Genomic DNA, 16,429 nt, shown 5'->3' on the forward strand with positions numbered 1-16,429 from the left:
CCCGGTCACCCCGTACTCATGAGCATCTTCAGGACCTTTGGCCCCAGATAGTAGGAAATCCAGTTGCGGACTGTCTCGGACTGGGCTACGTATCCCAGGAATAAGAACCGTAGGAAACGACCCATCACGACTGCGGTTATAAACAGTCGCAGGTCCATCTCCACCAGGCCGGCGCCGATCGTGAACGGCTTGAACGGGACGAACTGCAGGAGACCGGCCAGGAAGACGGCGGCCCAGGCGGAGAACCTGTGCTCGGTCAGTTTGGACTCGGCCCTCGTCAGGTTGGCCTCGCCCACCATCCTGACGGCGATCGGTCGTCCTCCGAAGTAACCGATCGCGTACCCGAGCAGGCTACCTGCGATCGAGGAGAGAGTCACGAGAGTCGCCAGAACCCACGGGTTCATCCGCATCGCGAACGGGAAGACGAACGGTTCTGGCGGGACAGGGAGCACGCTGCACTCCAGGGCGGTAATCACGAGCATCCCTGGTAGGCCCATGGCCCGCTCGAAGTCCATGAAGTAAGCCACGAGCGTCTCCGTGATCGACATCCGACTACGCCCCGAACTTCTCGATGCGGTCGGCCAGGTCACGGAGCACGTTCAGCAGGTGGGGCCCCGAGAAGCGCCCGAGGCACCCTCGTGCCGCCGAGATCTCGTCGTACCTTTCCACGGGGTCGCGTCGCGTGTCCGCGGTCCAGATAACCACTGGCACGGGATCCGCCGTGTGATCACCGACGACCACCGGCGTCGAGTGGTCGGCGGTCAGGCACACCACAGTCTCCTCCGGGTCTACCCCCTCCAGGAGCGTTCCTACCAGCTCCCGGTCCATCCGTTCGATCATCTCGACCTTGCCGCGGGCGTCACCGTCGTGCCCGGCCTCGTCCACAGCGTTGAAGTTGACGAGCACGAAGTCGTGGTCGTCCAGGGCCTCCAATGCTAGCTCGGCCTTCCTCTTCAGGTCGGTGTCCTTACGACCCGTGATCGCGTCGTCCTCGGGCACGTCCATCCCCAGCATCCGGCCGATCCCCTTGATCAGGGACGCACCCGCGACCACGGCCCCGCTCATATTGTAGCGGTCCGAGAACGGCTTGACTTCCTCGAGTTGACCGGCTCCGCGAGGGAGGATCACGTTCGCCGGCGGCTTACCGCGTCGCTCCCTCTTTCGGTTGATCGGGTGGTCCTTCAGCACCTCGTACGCCTTGCGGACGAACTCGTTGACTATATCCGCCGTCCGAGCCGCCGCTGGATCGTCCGAGGTCGGCTTCACGTCCTTCACGGGCTCGCCGGCGCGCTTAGGGTCCGCGTCCGTGATCTCGGCGGAGAGATCGTCGCCTCGCAGCACCAGGACGGCCCTATGACCGACAGCCTCCTTGAACTCGAACTCTACCGGCAGGTCGACCTCTTCATTGATCGTCTCGGCCAGCTCCCGCGTGCCCTCGTCCTCGTTTATCCTGCCGGCTCTGCGGTCCACGACGACCAGCTCGTCGTCCCGTTCCTCGGCCGTCGCGAAGTTGCAGCGGAAGGCCACGTCTTTCGGTCTCACCTCGACACCGGCACCCAGGGCTTCCAGTGGGCCGCGTCCTGGGTAGACCTCGAACGGGTCGTAACCGAGTAGGGCGAGGTGCGCGGTGTCGCTACCCGGACGTACTCCGGGCCGGATCGGGTCGAGCAGACCCACTGACCCCTCCCTCGCGAGCCGGTCCATGTTCGGAGTGTCGGCGGCCTGAAGCGTGGTCTTTCCGTCGAGCTCAGATACAGCTCGATCCGCCATTCCGTCTCCTACGATCACCAGGATCTTCCTCTCCAATCCGGTCACCCTCAGCCGCTCCCGTGGTCGTCACGGAACGCTCGGCGTGCTGTAGGTACATCATCGGATCATCGTGAAGTTCGAGGAGTGTGGACTTCCGACCGCCGACTCTCGGACTTACCTTTTACGCGGTTGGATCCAGGTGCGGGGCCGGAGCCTCGGATCACTACCCTCGAACACCGACGACGGCGTCGACGGGGAACGCACGCAGTTCAACCGTGGCGACACGGTCACCGGATGATCGTGAGATCGGGTGGCGGCGCCACCTCCACGTTCAGACCACGGAACTCCTCCCGCACGCGGCGCGCCAGCTCCTGGACACCGGGCAATTCGCTGTACTCGTGGCCCAGCTCGACCACGGTGATCCCCTCCTTGAGGAGCTCGGCCCGCGCGTGGTACTTGATCTCACCCGTGATCACCGCGTCGACCCCGCACCGCAGGCACTCCGTCACGAGTCCGTCCGGCGCGGCCCCTGGCACCACGAGCACCCGACCAACACCCTCCCATTCCCCGTGGACCGTGGTCAACGGTGAGAGGTTCCGGAGCGCGTTGAGCAATTCCTCCTCCGATCCGGGCACCCTGCACAGACGCCCGAACCCGTCGCACGCCTCGCATTCGACGCGCAGGTTCAGACGACGGGCGAGCGTGTCGGCCACGCCGCCTTCGGCCCGGTCCAGATTGGTGTGGGCCGCGTAGAACACGGCGTCAGTCTCCAGGACCGCCCGGAGCACCCGGTACCAGCGACCGCTGATCCTCCTAGGGAGTCGGAACAGGAGCGGGTGGTGGGTTAGCACCAGGTCCGCGTCTCCGGCTCGCTCGAGCGCGTGGGTGGCGTCCAGGGCGACCATGACTCGCTCCGCCTCACTGTCCAGACCGCCGGGAGGACAGACCTGAATCCCGGGATTATCCCAATCCTCGGCCAGGTCCGGCGGGGCCAGCTCCTCCACGAAATCGATCACCTCCTGGACCGTCGCCAAGACCGAACGCCCCGGGCGAGCGGGTCGATGGTCGATAGAAACCTAACCCATAACCAGGCGGTCCTGTGCGTGGCGACAGCGATCATGATACCGATTAGGGCCCCTCCGATCACATCGTGCGGCCAGTGCACGCCGAGGACCACCCGAGAGCATCCCACGAGTGCTGCCCAGGTCCAGAGGATCGCGGTGAGCGCGTCCCGACGCTCCAGGTGGTAAGCGGCCGCGAGGGCGAAGGAACGGGAGGTATGCCCGCTGGGGAAACTCCCGTAGGGCTCGTCAGGGTTCGTGAGTGGTGAGACCACGTGAAGGACGAAGGGTCTCGGCTCACCGATCAGCCCTTTAAGAACGACCGTGATCAGGATCGTACCGACGACGGCTGTGGCCAGCACGTAAGAGGTACGGCGGTCCCGAAGGTACGTCCAGCCGAGGATGATGAGGGTGACCATGAACGAGGTCTCGGAGAGGAAACGCATCCAAGGGTAGAGCAGCCCGTGGCTTTCCCTCAGGATTCCGGCCTCGATCCCGAGAAGGTCCGGTACCAACCCGATCCCTCGGCGCACGACCGGGGGTCGTATGCATAAGTTTTGCCGCAGTACTTTAATAGTTAAGCATCACATATGATGCAGGGCGTTTTGCGAGTCACGGTCCGGCTGCCGGGTCCCGTACACCGGCGGATCCGGAGGGAACACGGGAGCGTGGCCGGTTACGTCCGTAAGTGTTTGGAAGACGAGCTTACGCGGGTAACGCTACGGGAGCTGGCCGATATGGGTAACGGTCGTCGCCTATCGACATCGTTGGAGCTTCCCGAAGACCTCGTGAGGGAGCTGGATGAAGTCGCGGACCGGCTCGGGATCTCCAGGAACGAGCTCGTGATGTGCCTCGTGTTGCGGGAGTTCTTGAACGAGATGACCGCACGTAGGATCGTACGATCGGACGTGGTAGGCGCCCTGCGCGAGCTCCTCGACGCGCTGAAGGAGGGGTAGGAACTTGACCTCGTCGGTCGTCGTGGAGGGGTTGACGAAGATTTACGAGACCGAGACACGCGGTGAGATCGTTGCGCTCGACGGCTTCGATATGGAGGTGGAGGAGGGCGAGATTCACGGCATCCTGGGTCGGAGCGGGGCCGGTAAGAGCACGCTTATCAGGATACTACGCGGGGTCGAGCGGTTCGACGAGGGTCGAGTCGAGGTGTGCGGGATCGAGCTCACTCACGACTCCCCCAAGTCGCGGTTCACCGAGGTGAAGCGGATTACGGCGATCCACCCGCAGCGCGAATTCGGCCTGTGGCCCGAGACCGCTGCCGAGAACGTGATGCGTAAGCTCTACTGGAAGCGCCGCGGTGCCGAAGAACTCCCCCCGAAGGACTCCTCCGAGTACGAGGAGCTCTACGAGGAGGCCCTCGAGTACCTGAGGATCGTCGGGCTTGAGCACAAGGCCGACCATTACGCGCCCGTGTTGTCCGGAGGTGAGAAGCAGCGCCTGCTCCTCGCGCGTCAGCTCGCGAAGGACCCCGAGGTGCTTCTCCTCGACGAGCCTGCGGCCATGGCGTGTCCCGGCACTAAGCAGCAGCTGCTCGACGCGGTGAGGAACGCGAACGAGGAGAAGGGGATCACCGTGATAGTTGTATCCCACTTGACCGAGATCATCGAGTACTTGTGCGACTCCGCGACTCTCCTCGAGGACGGGCGAGACGTCCTACACGGGAGTCCGCGTGAGGCCGTCGACAGGCTCACCCGAGGTATGCCCGAGCCTGAGCGGGCGCCGGAGCCACGGGATGAGGTCGTCGTCCGCGTGCGGGACCTCGAGAAGCGGTACGCTCTAGTCCGCTGCGGTGAGACCTTCCACATGCGCGGGATCGAGCTCGAGGTGAGACGTGGCGAGATCCTCGCGGTCGTCGGACCGAGCGGTGCGGGTAAGACGGTGCTCCTCCGCATGATAGCCGGGCTCGAGTTTCCCGACTCGGGCGACATTGAGGTCCGCGTCAACGGCGACTGGGTCAGCATGACCGACCTCGGCTACGGCAGGATGGAGGTCCGCCGCCGCGTCGGAATCGTCCATCAGGAGTTCGGTTACGTCCACCACGCCACCGTCCGGGACCTGTTCGCCGGTCGCTTGGGAGTTAAGAGTTCCACCGTCCTCGAGCAAGCCAGGCGCCGCGCGGAGGAGCTCGGGCTCGGAGAGGAGGCTCTCGACGTGCTCTACGCGCTGACCGACCTACCCCGAAAGGAGGCCGAGGCGAAGCTCAAGGAGCTCGACCTCAATCCCGACATCCTCGACGAGCTTTTCCCCAAGTTCCCTTCCGACGAGGTCGAGAGGTTCGCCCGTCCGGTGTTCGAGGAATTCGACCTCCCCATGGAGGTCTTAGACATGAAGTTCGGCGAGCTATCAGGTGGACAGCAAGTACGTGTCGCCATCGCCCTCGAGCTCGCCACCGAACCAGAGGTGCTCCTCCTCGACGAGCCCTTCGGAGATCTAGATCCCGTCACGCTCCGCAGCGTCGCTAACTCCATCAAGCGTATCGTCGACCGCGAGAAGATCGCTACGATCCTCGTCAGCCACGACGTCAGGTTCGTCGAGGAGACGGCCAATCGCGTCGTCCTCGTCGACGATGGTGAGATCGTCATGGAGGGCGACCCGAAGGAGGTCTGCCGAGAGTTCATTGAGCTCAGTGAGGCCCGGTTCCTGAAGGGATGATCCATCTCCATCCTCAACGACTGATGAACTATCCTCTTAGACGACAGACGACGTCGTGATCCCTGAGACGAATCTGGTAATGCTGTGATGGGGGTGAACCACCTGAACCGCTGGGTGGCACCTGTGGTGGTAGGCCTCTTGGGACTGGCTATCCTCGGGCTTGTGACGACACCACGCCGGAAACCCCACGAGAATCCGCGCCTGGTACGCAGGTAACGACCGCGTGTACGTGGCCGTGGTGGACGCCAGGACCGGCGACGCCCTGCCGGGTGCCACGGTACGGATGTACGTCCGAGAGGGAGGACGTTGGCGGGTCATCACCGAGGAGGTCTGAGGGTGAACGGGGACGGCGGAATTCGACGTGTCCAACGTACACTCAGACCTGAGGTTCGTGTTCCAGGGCGGAGGTGGATACGCCCCGTCCGAGAAGATAGTAACCGCCCAGGCGCTGGAGAGGGCCAGAAGGGAATACGGGGGTCAGCCCATACCCCTGTGACCCGCGGGGTAAACCCGGGCCGGGAACCCCGTCGGGGAGGGGGCGGGGACGCCCCGCCTTCTGGACGATGAATCGTTCCGGGTGAAGTGGTAGCTCACTGGCCGCTCTTGGTCCAGGAGAGTGATTCCCCGAGCAGCGGTCCTAGCGTCACGTCCCAGAGCCACTTCCGGAAGGGGACGAGTGCGACTCCTATGCCGTCGTGCTTGACGGAAGTTATGTACACGCACGTGGCTCGTGCTCCATCGAACAGTCTCTCGGCGGCCCTACGGACGTTGGGGTTGTCGGGATCGAGCCCGTACTCGATCACGTATACCGGTCCTTGGAACCGGGACAGTGCCCGTAGGTTGCTCTCAAGCTCGCTCCGTGAGTACAGCCTCCCGGAACCGTCCGAGATCACACTCTCGACGACTAACGCGAACCCAAGCTCTGACTGCAACCTGGCCATATCATCCCCCTCGAATGCCCACGCACCCGCGTTGACCATAACGTGAAGACCGAGACCGTGAGCCGTTCGTGTGATCCATTTCACGGCGTTCAGCTCGTCCTTCCTGAGATCACCGTGCGGATTGACTCGATCGTACCACCGCACGTACCAGCTATGTGAGTGTGCATCCACGACGTCCAGGAACACGCCTTCGAAGCCCAACTCCTTGAACCTGACCAACTCGGAGCGGAGGACATTCCTCCACGCCGGTTCCCAGAACTTGACGGCGTAGTCCCCTGGCCACTCGGGATCGTCGACACCCAGCAGACTCCGCCTTTCGGCCTCGCGGTACATGGTCGGATGGTACTCTGCGACCACACACACTGGGAGATAAGCGATAGGTTTCACCCCTGCGTTTTCGACCTTCTGGAGCTCTTCCTTCGTCCACGGGCGTCCATTAAGGCCGCACCACGGGTCGAGGACGAGGACTCTCGGCCGCTTCTGCAGTACCTCGTTCATCTTCACGTCCTGGTAGTACGTGGCGAAGGGTATGCCGGTGCTTTCTACCATTACCTCCCCCACGATCCACTGGGATAAGACGGGTACCCACGCTAGGAGTACCGTCAATAAGATAAGGTACGTCCTCAAGGTGCAACCCCCATATCACACCGCCACGGTCGGTCGGGCCCCTCTCCTCATCCTTGGGTCGGCTCTGCGGGACCTCTTCATCCCGGATCCCGCGATGCGAATGGATTGCGGAACTCGCCCTGGCCGCACCACCAGTACACGTCGGCCCGTTTATAGCGACTTCTCGAGGGGAACGCCGTGAGCGGTTACCGCGCTATCCCATACAGGCTACGCTACCTAGAGTATGTCATCGGTGAGAGGGCCTAGCCCAGGACCGTTCGTGCTTCGTGCGAGCGTTTCACCGCGAGCTGACCGTTAGTGGTGTCGTCCCTAGACGTTCGGCGCGAGCCCACCGGATCGTTCTGAGGTTGTGTAATGGTGTCATTTGGTAAAAACTGAGTACGAAATCGAATTAGCTCTGGTCGACGGGGTGGTTCAGGACGCGATCATAAGAGGGACCACCTACTATCCCTCTCATCGGACTCTAGCTCCAGGTCGATATCTTCAACCGCTATCTCAGCCGCTCGTTCTGCCCGCTGGAGCAAGTCCGAGATGTCGTCCTCGGGTTCCACCTTTTCGACTTCGCCGCGTAGCCTTTCGAGCTCCATCCTTAGCATGTATATCTCGTGTCGGAGGGCCCGGAGCTCCTCGATCAACTCCCGGACGAGTTCGGCCTCACTCACGGAAGCCTCGCCCCTTTAGGGCGGAAGAGGGGGCTATTTCTAGTTTTGTTTCCTACAGGAGCCGTCGGTTGGTGGATGATCCGCGGGGATCCTTGGGTATGTTCACCGCCGGACCCCTCCGATGTGAGGATCGCTTCGACCGGTCCGACAGCCCGATGAAAGGGTTGGATCGAACGGGACCGGGCTACCGCCTCCACGGCTCTTTTTTCCAGTGTATCCGGGTCGTCCCGTGGTTAACGATCTCGTGTGTTCATCGTCTGGCCGCTAATCTCGCGAGTGTGTCGCGCGCTTTCCGGGAGCATCGGGACCTCGTCGGGAGACGCTGCCGGTCCGTGAAGGGTATGGATATGGGCTCCAGAACGGTTTTAACTCCAGGTTGACGGTGTCGGGGACGGCCGCGCGGAGGATGACGGCCTTGTGTGTCAACGGGACCCTGGAGCTCCCCGATCGGCAGCGTGAAAGAGTGTTGCTTGAGGCTGAATCTCGGGGAGCGGTTAAAAGAGTTGGGGTTGCAGATCGGTAGGCTACCGAAGTACGGGTTCGGGAGCGTAGCCGGTCGTGGGTCGTCGACCGAAGGGTGTGCGCTGCGCGGAGGATGGGGAATTGCGATTGGAAACCGTGGACTGCCGGGAAGGTAAGTTGGCCGACGCGACCGAGGTGTTCCTGGTCTGAACTCCTCGACGAGCTCGCCAGCTATACGGTCCGACCCACGTCCAGTGCGGAGCTAGAGCGAGCTTAGGAGAAGCTCGAAGGGGAGATCGTTCCCAAGGACTACCTTGAGGTGCTCCGGGCGTTGTCGGGCGGACACCCCGGGGCGGTGATCGGGAGAGCCGTGAAGAACGTGGGTCTCGGGACCGCGGTTGCTCGAGCTGCTCGTCTTGAGGCTTCGGGAGACGTGGACGGGAAGGGAAACGGAAGCACGTCAACTCGAGGCTCCTACGGAGGTCCATGGGTAAAGCCACATCGGAGGGGGGATTAGAGGAGAAAGTCTCACCCGGATGCGCCTTCGTGTTCGAGCGACGATGGTAACGTATCGTGTCGTGCTACCGTCGTTTCCGGATTCTATCGAGATGTCGATCTCGGCTCGCGTTGAGAACTTTGAGAGTCCATCGGAGCCCGTAGATCTCACCCGAAACGCGCCGTTCGTTCTGGGGTGGTGGAATCCGACGGACGGTATGAAGCCCTGTGTTCATGTGGGAAGAGTCCGGTTCTTCTACTTCCGACGGTATACGGGCGCTTTCGGGTGGTGTGCGGTTTAATCGTAGCACTCTATCGGCGTACAATGGTACTATCGTACGTCGAGTTAGGCGGTGCACGGGCTTCGGACAAACCTTAAGGCGTAGGAACACATGTTCGGAAGTGATTGAAAGACGAACATTGGGGGATAATCATGCGTACCATCGCCCTGCTGATCGCAGCGCTGGCGATCCTAGGTGCTGCGTCCGCGACGACGTACTATTGTCCGGTTACCGGTCGGTACTTCGACGACTCCACAGCCCCAGGGAAGCACTGTGGCAACTTCGTGGATGAAAACGGTGATGGGTACTGCGACAACCTACGGGTTCTGAGCGGAGAAACGAGTGCAGAGACGAGTGAGTCTGGAGAAGTCTCGACGAGTAGCACGTCGGAACAGCAATCTTCCGCCACGAATGCGACCTCATCAACAGCTCCTGTGGGCCTTGTCGCCGTGATCGCAGGTCTTGTAATCGCGGCGGTGCTGCTGCGGCGCCTCTAGCCCACACGCCCTTTCAGTTTATCTCTTGGCAAGGGGTCTCAAGACATGCTGAAGACATTCGGGTCCAGGGCGGCGATCATGATGGTTATTCTGGCCTATATCCTGATGGTTCCCTCACACTTGACGTGGGCCGGGAAGCCCGCCGAAGACGCCAAAGAGGCGATGGCGGAGAAGAAGAACGATCAGAACGATCAAGGGATTCAACAGGAACAGCGATCGGTGGGAGGGGGCAAGGGCCCGGAGGGAGAGTCTCCCGGCTCGACAGGTGGAGGGTCGGCCGGCAGCGGCTCGTCCGGTAGTTTCGTTTGCACGGGCAACTGCGCGGCGTGTCCGAACCCGTGTCACTGAGCTCCGCTCTTCTTCCGAACCGTAAATTGTCCGTTATCCGCCTATTTATCCGACCCGTGAACGTCCGTCTAACACCGGACGTGTAGGGGAGGATGTCGGGTATGGAGATCCGAAAGCTGAGAGTGGCGGCCCAGCTCATCTCCGCCGGTGTGGCTGCCGTCGGTGTAGCGTTCGGGCTCAAGGTTGTGGTACCCGGAATCGCGGCGGGCTGCGCCGGTATCATCGACACGGGCACCGTGCTCTTGATCCTGCCGGTCGTGGCGGCCGGGCTCGTGGCCCTGACGCAGCTAACGGCGATCGCACTGGTGGGTTGGATCGTGCCGGCGATCCTCGTCGGAGGCTCCATTTGCGGTTGGATCTGTCCCTTGGGGCTTGTCCAAGACGCGCTCGAGGGTCTCGGTAGTAGACTAGGCCTGATCGTGCACCGCCCGCCCGGTCATGAGGTGCTCCTATACCTGAGGTACGTAATCCTGGTTGCCACTCTGGTGCTCGGACCATTTGCCACATATAAGCTCTGGTACAAGGTCTGCCCGATGCACTACCTATCCTACATCCTGCTGGGACGGCAAGAGATCGGCCTTTACTCGGCGCTCAAGATGTCAGCAGCGTTCGGTATACTGGGAGCGTCCGTGTTCGTTCCACGGTTCGTATGCCGTTACATCTGTCCGGTCGGTGTCCTCCTGCGCCTGGCGAACGGCTGGAGTCTACTCGATCCGCTCCTTAAGGACAAAACGGAACTCGTTCGAAAGGGTTGCAAAGGCTGCAAGGTCTGCACGGTATGTCCCAAAGCCCTCGACCCGGCCGAAGCGTTCCCAAACGATTTCGACTGCATGAGGTGTGGGAGATGCCTGAACTGTCCTATCCATCTGAGGATGGTCGGTGAAGGCTGACGCTAGGACGAGGGAACCCACTCGTCACCTCCGACCTCGTCTTCTGTCTGATGGGGGTCGCGGTCGAACTTCACCTGGTCTGAGGAAGGGTCCGAGACAGAGGTCCGCTCCGGATCGTTTTGTAACTCGTAACGACCCACTGGTTGAATTGAGGAGATCGGCGGCGTCGTAGCGGGTCATAGTCTTCTGGACAGATTTCACGCCTCCGATCGAGACCGTCGGGTCCACCTTGAGACAGGATCGAAGCCGAGTCGGACGACCAGGTCCGGATCTACGGGGGAAGGTCGTAGGATGGGGCGAGGGGAGCGCCGAGCTCGAGCTCACCACACCCGACGTTCGGTGTAAACCGACTGAAGATCGAGGAATCCGACGCCGAGTGGAGTTAAAGTGGAACGACCGTAGGTTGTTGTTAGATTCCGGAAAAGCACAACCCCTAACGGGGGGATACCCTTCGCGTGTAAACCTGAACGGGCTGGAGATCGAGGTCACCGAAGGGAGCTTCGTGAACGAGGTATATCACTGGTTTCGGAAGGAAGGATTAGCCGCAGTCGCTCAGGTGAGGATCCCTGGGGTTAGAGGTCGTGTAGATCTACTGGTCGTGGATCGCAGGCCCGTAGTCGTGAATGTGGGGTTCCCAGGCGTCGAAATCACGGACGAGGACCTGCGTAGGGCGCTCCGGTACGTCCGAGCGATCATCGAACGGAACTCGGACTTGGAGCCGGCGGCTGTCGTAACGAACATGAGGGAAGCGTGGTACCGGGACGACCCGATAGGTGAGTGGAAGAAGGAGGAACTGGAAGACCCGATGTCCGACCTAGTCGTGCTGGTTCGGAAGCTCGTGCGTACCGGGATCGAGACGGAGGAGCGTAGATCGGAAAAACCGGGGGACACCGAAAGGATGTTGCCGTGATCACGTCGTTCACAGCCCTCGGTGTGAGTCATCGACGACAGTCTCGATTGCACTCGATCGTCCCGAGGCGTCTCGGTCAGATAGCCACCTCCTATGGGTTACGTCAGGCAGTACTTGAATTAGAGTGGCGGCACGGTCTGGGGTGGACCGCGCTAGGAGGTTATACGCGTGGAAACTCCCCCTCCGATCCCTCAACTGCCGTCGGGCAATTACCTTTCAACACTATTGTCCTTTCCACGAGTTCCCAGACGACGGTAGCTCAACGGGCTCGAACCGACCTTCCTCCACGCTAGTGGACTGGGGTCCACGAGTCACAGTAGGTTTCCCGTGTCACCGACGCGGTGTTTACAATTCTACAATCTACATACGCACCAGGGACGTGTCGATAGTCGATACTTCACTTATCTCACCCGTTTCGGGTCGTAGTACTGGTCCGTGGGTCCGGTGACAGGCGGTTACTCGGATAATGGAGTGAACCCGCGTCGTGGCAGGATCGAAGCCTTGGGTCGGAACACTCGACCAAAGTTCGTGGGTGTATGGGCCCCCGTGCACCGAAGAGGCTTAAAGTCGAACCGTCGACGCCCAGGAGGGAGTTCGATGGCTGTCGAATGGGAGTTCGTGAGGGCTATGGAGTGTGCGATAACCTTGGCCACGGTTAGGCTGTTCGGAGAGCGTGGGAACGCGACTCGTCGAGTCATGGCAAGGATAATGTGCTCCACGAAGATCTACCTGACGATCCACGGGAGGCGCTGATCGAGCTACTGGAACCGTTTGCGGAGGTGGAGTTGGAGGAAGACGAACTTCGGGTGGAGGGCTGTCGTCTGTGCTACTCGAGCTTGATCCGAGACGTGGCGGATCCAGAGGAACTCGAAATTATACGCCAGGTCCCGCCATGTCCGTTCGTACTACTGTTCAATGAGCTCGCGAAACGGAAGGGATGGGACGTACGGATGAAACCCGAGGTTACTCCGTTGTCCGGTGAGACGGAGCCAGGGTCTTGCGTCCAACGGTTGATCTCCGACCGGTCAGGGACGGAGTGATGACGGTCGTCCCCTGCCGGTTCCACGGTTTCTCGCTCCCAGTTATTGCAGTGATACAAGCACTTCGAAGTGAATCGGTCCCATCGTGCCGTACACGTACATGAAAACACATGTGATACACGTCCCGGCGTACGTTCCCGTCCGTCAAAGGACGGCAATGTCGGGTGGTAACGCCTAAGCTTCCTGGCGCCGTCTCAAAGACCTATAGTACTGCAAGGAAAACGGGTGAATCAGCCGGGCCCGTATCTCGGTGGTTCGTGGTGGGTGTGAACACGCACCGGGCGGTGGCCACCCTGAGCTTGCAAGTTTCGCGGTGGAGAGTTGTGGTAGTCACGCCATGGAATCGTGAACATCTTCCGAGTCACTCTCCCGCCGACCCGTCATGCGCTCGACGATGTCCGGGAGCTCCCGACGTAGGGTGTGGTAAACCCGCGTCAACGGGATCTCGGCCGGGCATGCCGTCTCGCACGCCCCGCACTCCACGCAGTACAAGGCGACGCATTGGGCCACGTGAGCGTGCCAGAACTGGTTAGGAGGTATTCTACCCCGACCCGAGAACTCCCAACAACCCTCCTCGCACGCCGAGCATACTGGACACACCTCTCGGCAGCTCCGGCACTTGACGCACCGGTCGAGGGCTTCCAAAGCCTCCGTCAAGGAACCTTTGTCCAGTGTCTCGCTCCTCCAGTACTCGGCCATCTTCCGCATTATCCCGTCGATCTTCTCCCTGGTCCGCATCGACTCGTCCGGTGCTTCCCTGATTTCCACCCTACCGTCCTCCCGAGCCCCCGCTAACAGCCCGGCACCCACTTCCGTCTTAACCTCGACGAAAGTCCACTCGCCGCGGAGATCCTGTGGGACTCCCCAGTTACCGCAGGCCAGGTCGACGCTCTTAGGCACGTTTTCGTCGCACCTTCGGCAGTTCTCCCTGCGTCCGGAACCACTTCCCTCCAATACGTCGATCGGGACGGAGACCTCGGTACCGTCCTCCGTTTCCAGGATGAGGCGCCCCTTGACGATCTCTTCTCGTTCGACGTTCGAGGGATCGACACCGTGCTCTTCCAAGATCTCCAGCACGACCCACGGTTCAAAGGTTCCACCGCAGTTGAGGCCTATCCGGTACACCCTGTTCAGGTCCACGAGGTCCCTCTCGGCGAGCCTCTCGAGGGCTCTGGCGTCGCAAGGTCTACAGGTGACCGTGACACGCAGCGTTGGGTCCTCCCGGTGCAGTTCCGCCACGATCCTGGCCAACTGGACCGGCGCGCAGTGGTACGAACCCGAAGGGACCTCGGACGGATCGTCCACGACCACTGGCCGTCCGTCCAGTACGTCGGCACCGCGCTCCACGCAGACGGCGACGTCCGACAAGCCTTCTTCCAGAGCGTACCTCAGGAGCTCCGTGACGGCGCCACCACACGCGGCTACCTCTACGGTCTCAGGGTCCGAAGACCTGACGAGGTAGCATCCGCCGACTTCAACGTCGAGACGGGGCATCGAGAACCCCCTTAGGAGTCCGTGGAGGCTGGTCTGATGCGAGCTGGGACGCGCTTGTACTCCGGGATACCGGACTCCGGGTCGCGGACGTTGTGGGGTGTTAGGACGTTCTCTCCGAAGTGGAACGGCGTGAAGATCACGCCCTTCCTGACCCGATCGGTGACTTCGGCGCGGCACTTCCACTCCCCGTACGGTGTCTCGACGACCACTGGATCGCCGTTTCGCACGCCGAACTCCTCCGCGTCCTCCGGATGAACCTCGACGAACGGTTCCGGGACTTCCCTACACAGGAGCCGCGACCGCCGGGTGACCGTCCTGGTGTGGAAGTGCGCGAACACGCGGCCCGTGGTGAGAATCAGCGGGTACTCATCGTCGACGTCGCGGTCCGGTTCCTCGTACTCCAGGTCCTCGGGTGCTGGGAACTTGGCTTTCCCGTCCTCGGTGGCGAACTTCTCGGTGTGGAGGACCGGTGTGCCTGGATGATCTTTGCTAGGGCAGGGCCAGTGGATCCCACCCGGCCGCTTTCGCAGTCGATCGTACGTGATCCCGCGGTACTGGGGGACGACACGGCGGATCTCCTCGAAGACCTCCCGGGGAGACGAGTGGTCGAAACCCTCAAGACCCAGCCGGCGTGCCACTTCCTCGAGTATCCACCAGTCGGGCCGGGCCTCACCCGGTGGCTCCACGGCCTTCTCCGCGAGCTGGACGCGGCGATCGGTCGCCGTGAACGTACCCGTACGCTCCGCCCAGCCAGCCGCCGGCATCACGATGTCCGCCAACTCCGCAGTCTCCGTCAGGAACAGGTCCTGAACTACCAGGAACTCGAGGCTCTCGAGCTTCTCGATCGCGTGGTGGATGTTCGGCTCCGAGACAGCGGGGTTCTCGCCGACGACGTACATGACGGTGACTTCGTTCGTGTCGAAGGCCTCCGTGAGCTTGAGGCCGGGTTCGTCCGGTACCTCAAAACCCCAAATTTTCGATATTTCATTCGCTGTTTCCGCGTTGATCGGCCGGTACCCGGGGAACAGGGTCGCCAGGGCGCCTACGTCGCACGCTCCTTGGACGTTGTTCTGTCCTCGGAGAGGGTTGACGCCCGTGCCCTGCCTTCCCACGTTGCCCGTCAAGAGGGCGAGCGCGCACAACGCGCGGACGGTTCGGGTGGCGATATCGTGATGCGTGATCCCCATGCAGTAGAGGACGCATCCGCGGTCCGCCTCGGCGTAGCGCACGGCGGCCTCACGTACGTCTCCGGGATCCACACCGGCGATCCCACGAACGTCCTCTTCCGAGACTGCCTCGAGGACGTATTCTCTGAACGTCTCGAACCCGGTGGTCCTCTCCTCGATGAACGTCCCGTCGTACATACCTTCCTCGACGATCACTTTGGCCATGTAGAGGAACACGATCAGGTCGGTCCGCGGCTTTACCTGCAGGTGTATATCGGCCAGCTCCGCGATCTGCGTACGCCTCGGGTCCAGGACGATGAGGTCCGCGTCGTTCTTCTCGATGCTCTGAAGGATCCGGCGGTACACGATCGGGTGTTGCTCCGACGTGTTCGAACCCGCGACCAGGTAGCAGTCGGCCTCGGTCAGGTCCGGGATCGAGTTAGTCATCGCTCCGGAACCCATGAGCTCGGACAGTGCGACCACCGTAGGAGCGTGTCATAGGCGCGCGCAGTGATCCACGTTGTTCGTTCCAATGGCTCGTGCGAGCTTCTGCGCCACGTAGTTGTCCTCATTCGTGGCCTTCGCCGAAGTGACGAAGTACACCTCCTCTGGTTCGTGTGTCGAGAGGACTTCGGCTACCTCCTCGAGCGCCCTGTTCCAGGAGATCCTGCGTGGCTCGCCCGACTCGCTCATCTTGACCGGTCGTTCCAATCGATCCCTCCGCACGGCCTCGGGCAGCTCCCAGAGCTTAACACACTGTCTACCTTCGTTCACGGGGTGTCGCCTCCAAGGTTCGAGGAACTTGATCTCCTCGCCGTCGGTGCCCACGAGGACGCCGCACCCGCACCCGCAGAAGGGGCACACCTGTGGGACGAACCGCATCCGGACCACGGGTTCTCACCCCCTTCGGTAGCGGAGAACCGGGAGTGGGGACCGGGGTTTCGGCCGCGGTCCCCGGGCCCGAACCCCCGCGTGGGGGCCCTTCGGGTCGACGGTCCCCTCGTTCGGGGTTCCCGCCGACCTACATCGGGACGGGCCCGGATTCCCCCCGCGGCTTACTCCCCCGGCCCCCGACCGGTCGCCGACGGCGAGCTGATATAAAACCTAAGAGTCCGCGACGCCCGATTCGGAGGGCCAGG

Annotated in this window: 17 protein-coding genes; 9 read left to right on the forward strand and 8 right to left on the reverse strand. The window is 62.0% G+C overall.

Annotated elements, in window-relative coordinates; all coding sequences use genetic code 11:
- Nucleotides 1–5: 5 nt before the first annotated feature.
- From BW921_RS07605 to BW921_RS07620, 4 genes are all read right to left on the reverse strand, one after another.
- Entirely contained in the window at nucleotides 6–548 is a 543-nt protein-coding gene (locus tag BW921_RS07605) for a YqaA family protein (RefSeq protein ID WP_088336272.1), read from the reverse strand.
- A 4-nt stretch (nucleotides 549–552) separates the two neighbouring features.
- Nucleotides 553–1,821, reverse strand: coding sequence for a 2,3-bisphosphoglycerate-independent phosphoglycerate mutase (locus BW921_RS07610; RefSeq protein WP_148689242.1), 1,269 nt, complete (start codon nucleotides 1,819–1,821; stop codon nucleotides 553–555).
- 215 nt (nucleotides 1,822–2,036) lie between these two features.
- Nucleotides 2,037–2,783: a Nif3-like dinuclear metal center hexameric protein gene (locus BW921_RS07615; protein WP_168168863.1), complete on the reverse strand. Its 747-nt coding sequence runs from the start codon at nucleotides 2,781–2,783 to the stop codon at nucleotides 2,037–2,039.
- The gene (locus BW921_RS07620) at nucleotides 2,762–3,325 is read right to left on the reverse strand and encodes a phosphatase PAP2 family protein (protein ID WP_148689244.1); all 564 of its coding nucleotides are present in this window, start codon (nucleotides 3,323–3,325) and stop codon (nucleotides 2,762–2,764) included. Before BW921_RS07620 ends, BW921_RS07615 begins: the two co-directional genes overlap by 22 nt.
- Before the next feature lie 90 nt (nucleotides 3,326–3,415).
- Here BW921_RS07620 and BW921_RS07625 point away from each other — a divergent pair, with 90 nt between their 5' ends.
- The 3 genes from BW921_RS07625 (at nucleotide 3,416) to BW921_RS08005 (ending at nucleotide 5,973) form a co-directional block, all read left to right on the forward strand.
- Nucleotides 3,416–3,766 carry a ribbon-helix-helix protein, CopG family gene (locus BW921_RS07625; protein WP_157666146.1) on the forward strand — a complete coding sequence of 117 codons (351 nt, stop codon included), beginning with the start codon at nucleotides 3,416–3,418 and terminating at the stop codon, nucleotides 3,764–3,766.
- Between the two features lie 4 nt (nucleotides 3,767–3,770).
- On the forward strand, nucleotides 3,771–5,477 hold the full coding sequence (locus BW921_RS07630) for an ATP-binding cassette domain-containing protein (RefSeq protein ID WP_148689246.1): 1,707 nt from the start codon (nucleotides 3,771–3,773) through the stop codon (nucleotides 5,475–5,477).
- Between the two features lie 361 nt (nucleotides 5,478–5,838).
- On the forward strand, nucleotides 5,839–5,973 hold the full coding sequence (locus BW921_RS08005; RefSeq protein WP_257789214.1) for a hypothetical protein: 135 nt from the start codon (nucleotides 5,839–5,841) through the stop codon (nucleotides 5,971–5,973).
- Nucleotides 5,974–6,067: 94 nt separating this feature from the next.
- Here the strand turns inward: BW921_RS08005 and BW921_RS07635 are convergent, their stop codons facing one another.
- Nucleotides 6,068–7,045 (reverse strand): endo alpha-1,4 polygalactosaminidase, encoded by a 978-nt coding sequence (locus BW921_RS07635; RefSeq protein ID WP_148689247.1) that lies wholly within the window; start codon nucleotides 7,043–7,045, stop codon nucleotides 6,068–6,070.
- Between the two features lie 425 nt (nucleotides 7,046–7,470).
- Nucleotides 7,471–7,707 (reverse strand): hypothetical protein, encoded by a 237-nt coding sequence (locus tag BW921_RS07640; protein ID WP_148689248.1) that lies wholly within the window; start codon nucleotides 7,705–7,707, stop codon nucleotides 7,471–7,473.
- A 1,390-nt stretch (nucleotides 7,708–9,097) separates the two neighbouring features.
- On the opposite strand from BW921_RS07640, the gene BW921_RS07645 reads away from it, so the two are divergent.
- The 6 genes from BW921_RS07645 (at nucleotide 9,098) to BW921_RS07665 (ending at nucleotide 12,630) form a co-directional block, all read left to right on the forward strand.
- The gene (locus BW921_RS07645) at nucleotides 9,098–9,442 is read left to right on the forward strand and encodes a hypothetical protein (protein WP_148689249.1); all 345 of its coding nucleotides are present in this window, start codon (nucleotides 9,098–9,100) and stop codon (nucleotides 9,440–9,442) included.
- 45 nt (nucleotides 9,443–9,487) lie between these two features.
- The gene (locus BW921_RS07650; RefSeq protein WP_148689250.1) at nucleotides 9,488–9,790 is read left to right on the forward strand and encodes a hypothetical protein; all 303 of its coding nucleotides are present in this window, start codon (nucleotides 9,488–9,490) and stop codon (nucleotides 9,788–9,790) included.
- Nucleotides 9,791–9,882: 92 nt separating this feature from the next.
- Nucleotides 9,883–10,680, forward strand: coding sequence for a 4Fe-4S binding protein (locus BW921_RS07655; protein ID WP_148689251.1), 798 nt, complete (start codon nucleotides 9,883–9,885; stop codon nucleotides 10,678–10,680).
- A gap of 229 nt (nucleotides 10,681–10,909) precedes the next feature.
- On the forward strand, nucleotides 10,910–11,590 hold the full coding sequence (locus tag BW921_RS07660) for a hypothetical protein (RefSeq protein ID WP_148689252.1): 681 nt from the start codon (nucleotides 10,910–10,912) through the stop codon (nucleotides 11,588–11,590).
- A gap of 597 nt (nucleotides 11,591–12,187) precedes the next feature.
- Entirely contained in the window at nucleotides 12,188–12,343 is a 156-nt protein-coding gene (locus tag BW921_RS07870; protein WP_168168864.1) for a hypothetical protein, read from the forward strand.
- Nucleotides 12,301–12,630: a hypothetical protein gene (locus tag BW921_RS07665; RefSeq protein WP_148689253.1), complete on the forward strand. Its 330-nt coding sequence runs from the start codon at nucleotides 12,301–12,303 to the stop codon at nucleotides 12,628–12,630. Before BW921_RS07870 ends, BW921_RS07665 begins: the two co-directional genes overlap by 43 nt.
- 330 nt (nucleotides 12,631–12,960) lie before the next feature.
- On the opposite strand, the gene BW921_RS07670 is transcribed toward BW921_RS07665, so the two are convergent.
- Together BW921_RS07670 and fdhF are read right to left on the reverse strand one after the other, a co-directional pair.
- Nucleotides 12,961–14,124: a Coenzyme F420 hydrogenase/dehydrogenase, beta subunit C-terminal domain gene (locus BW921_RS07670; protein ID WP_148689254.1), complete on the reverse strand. Its 1,164-nt coding sequence runs from the start codon at nucleotides 14,122–14,124 to the stop codon at nucleotides 12,961–12,963.
- A gap of 11 nt (nucleotides 14,125–14,135) precedes the next feature.
- Nucleotides 14,136–16,172: a formate dehydrogenase subunit alpha gene (fdhF, locus tag BW921_RS07675; RefSeq protein ID WP_236953835.1), complete on the reverse strand. Its 2,037-nt coding sequence runs from the start codon at nucleotides 16,170–16,172 to the stop codon at nucleotides 14,136–14,138.
- Nucleotides 16,173–16,429: the final 257 nt, after the last annotated feature.

Source organism: Methanopyrus sp. SNP6 (assembly GCF_002201895.1).
GTDB lineage: Archaea > JAADCQ01 > Methanopyri > Methanopyrales > Methanopyraceae > Methanopyrus.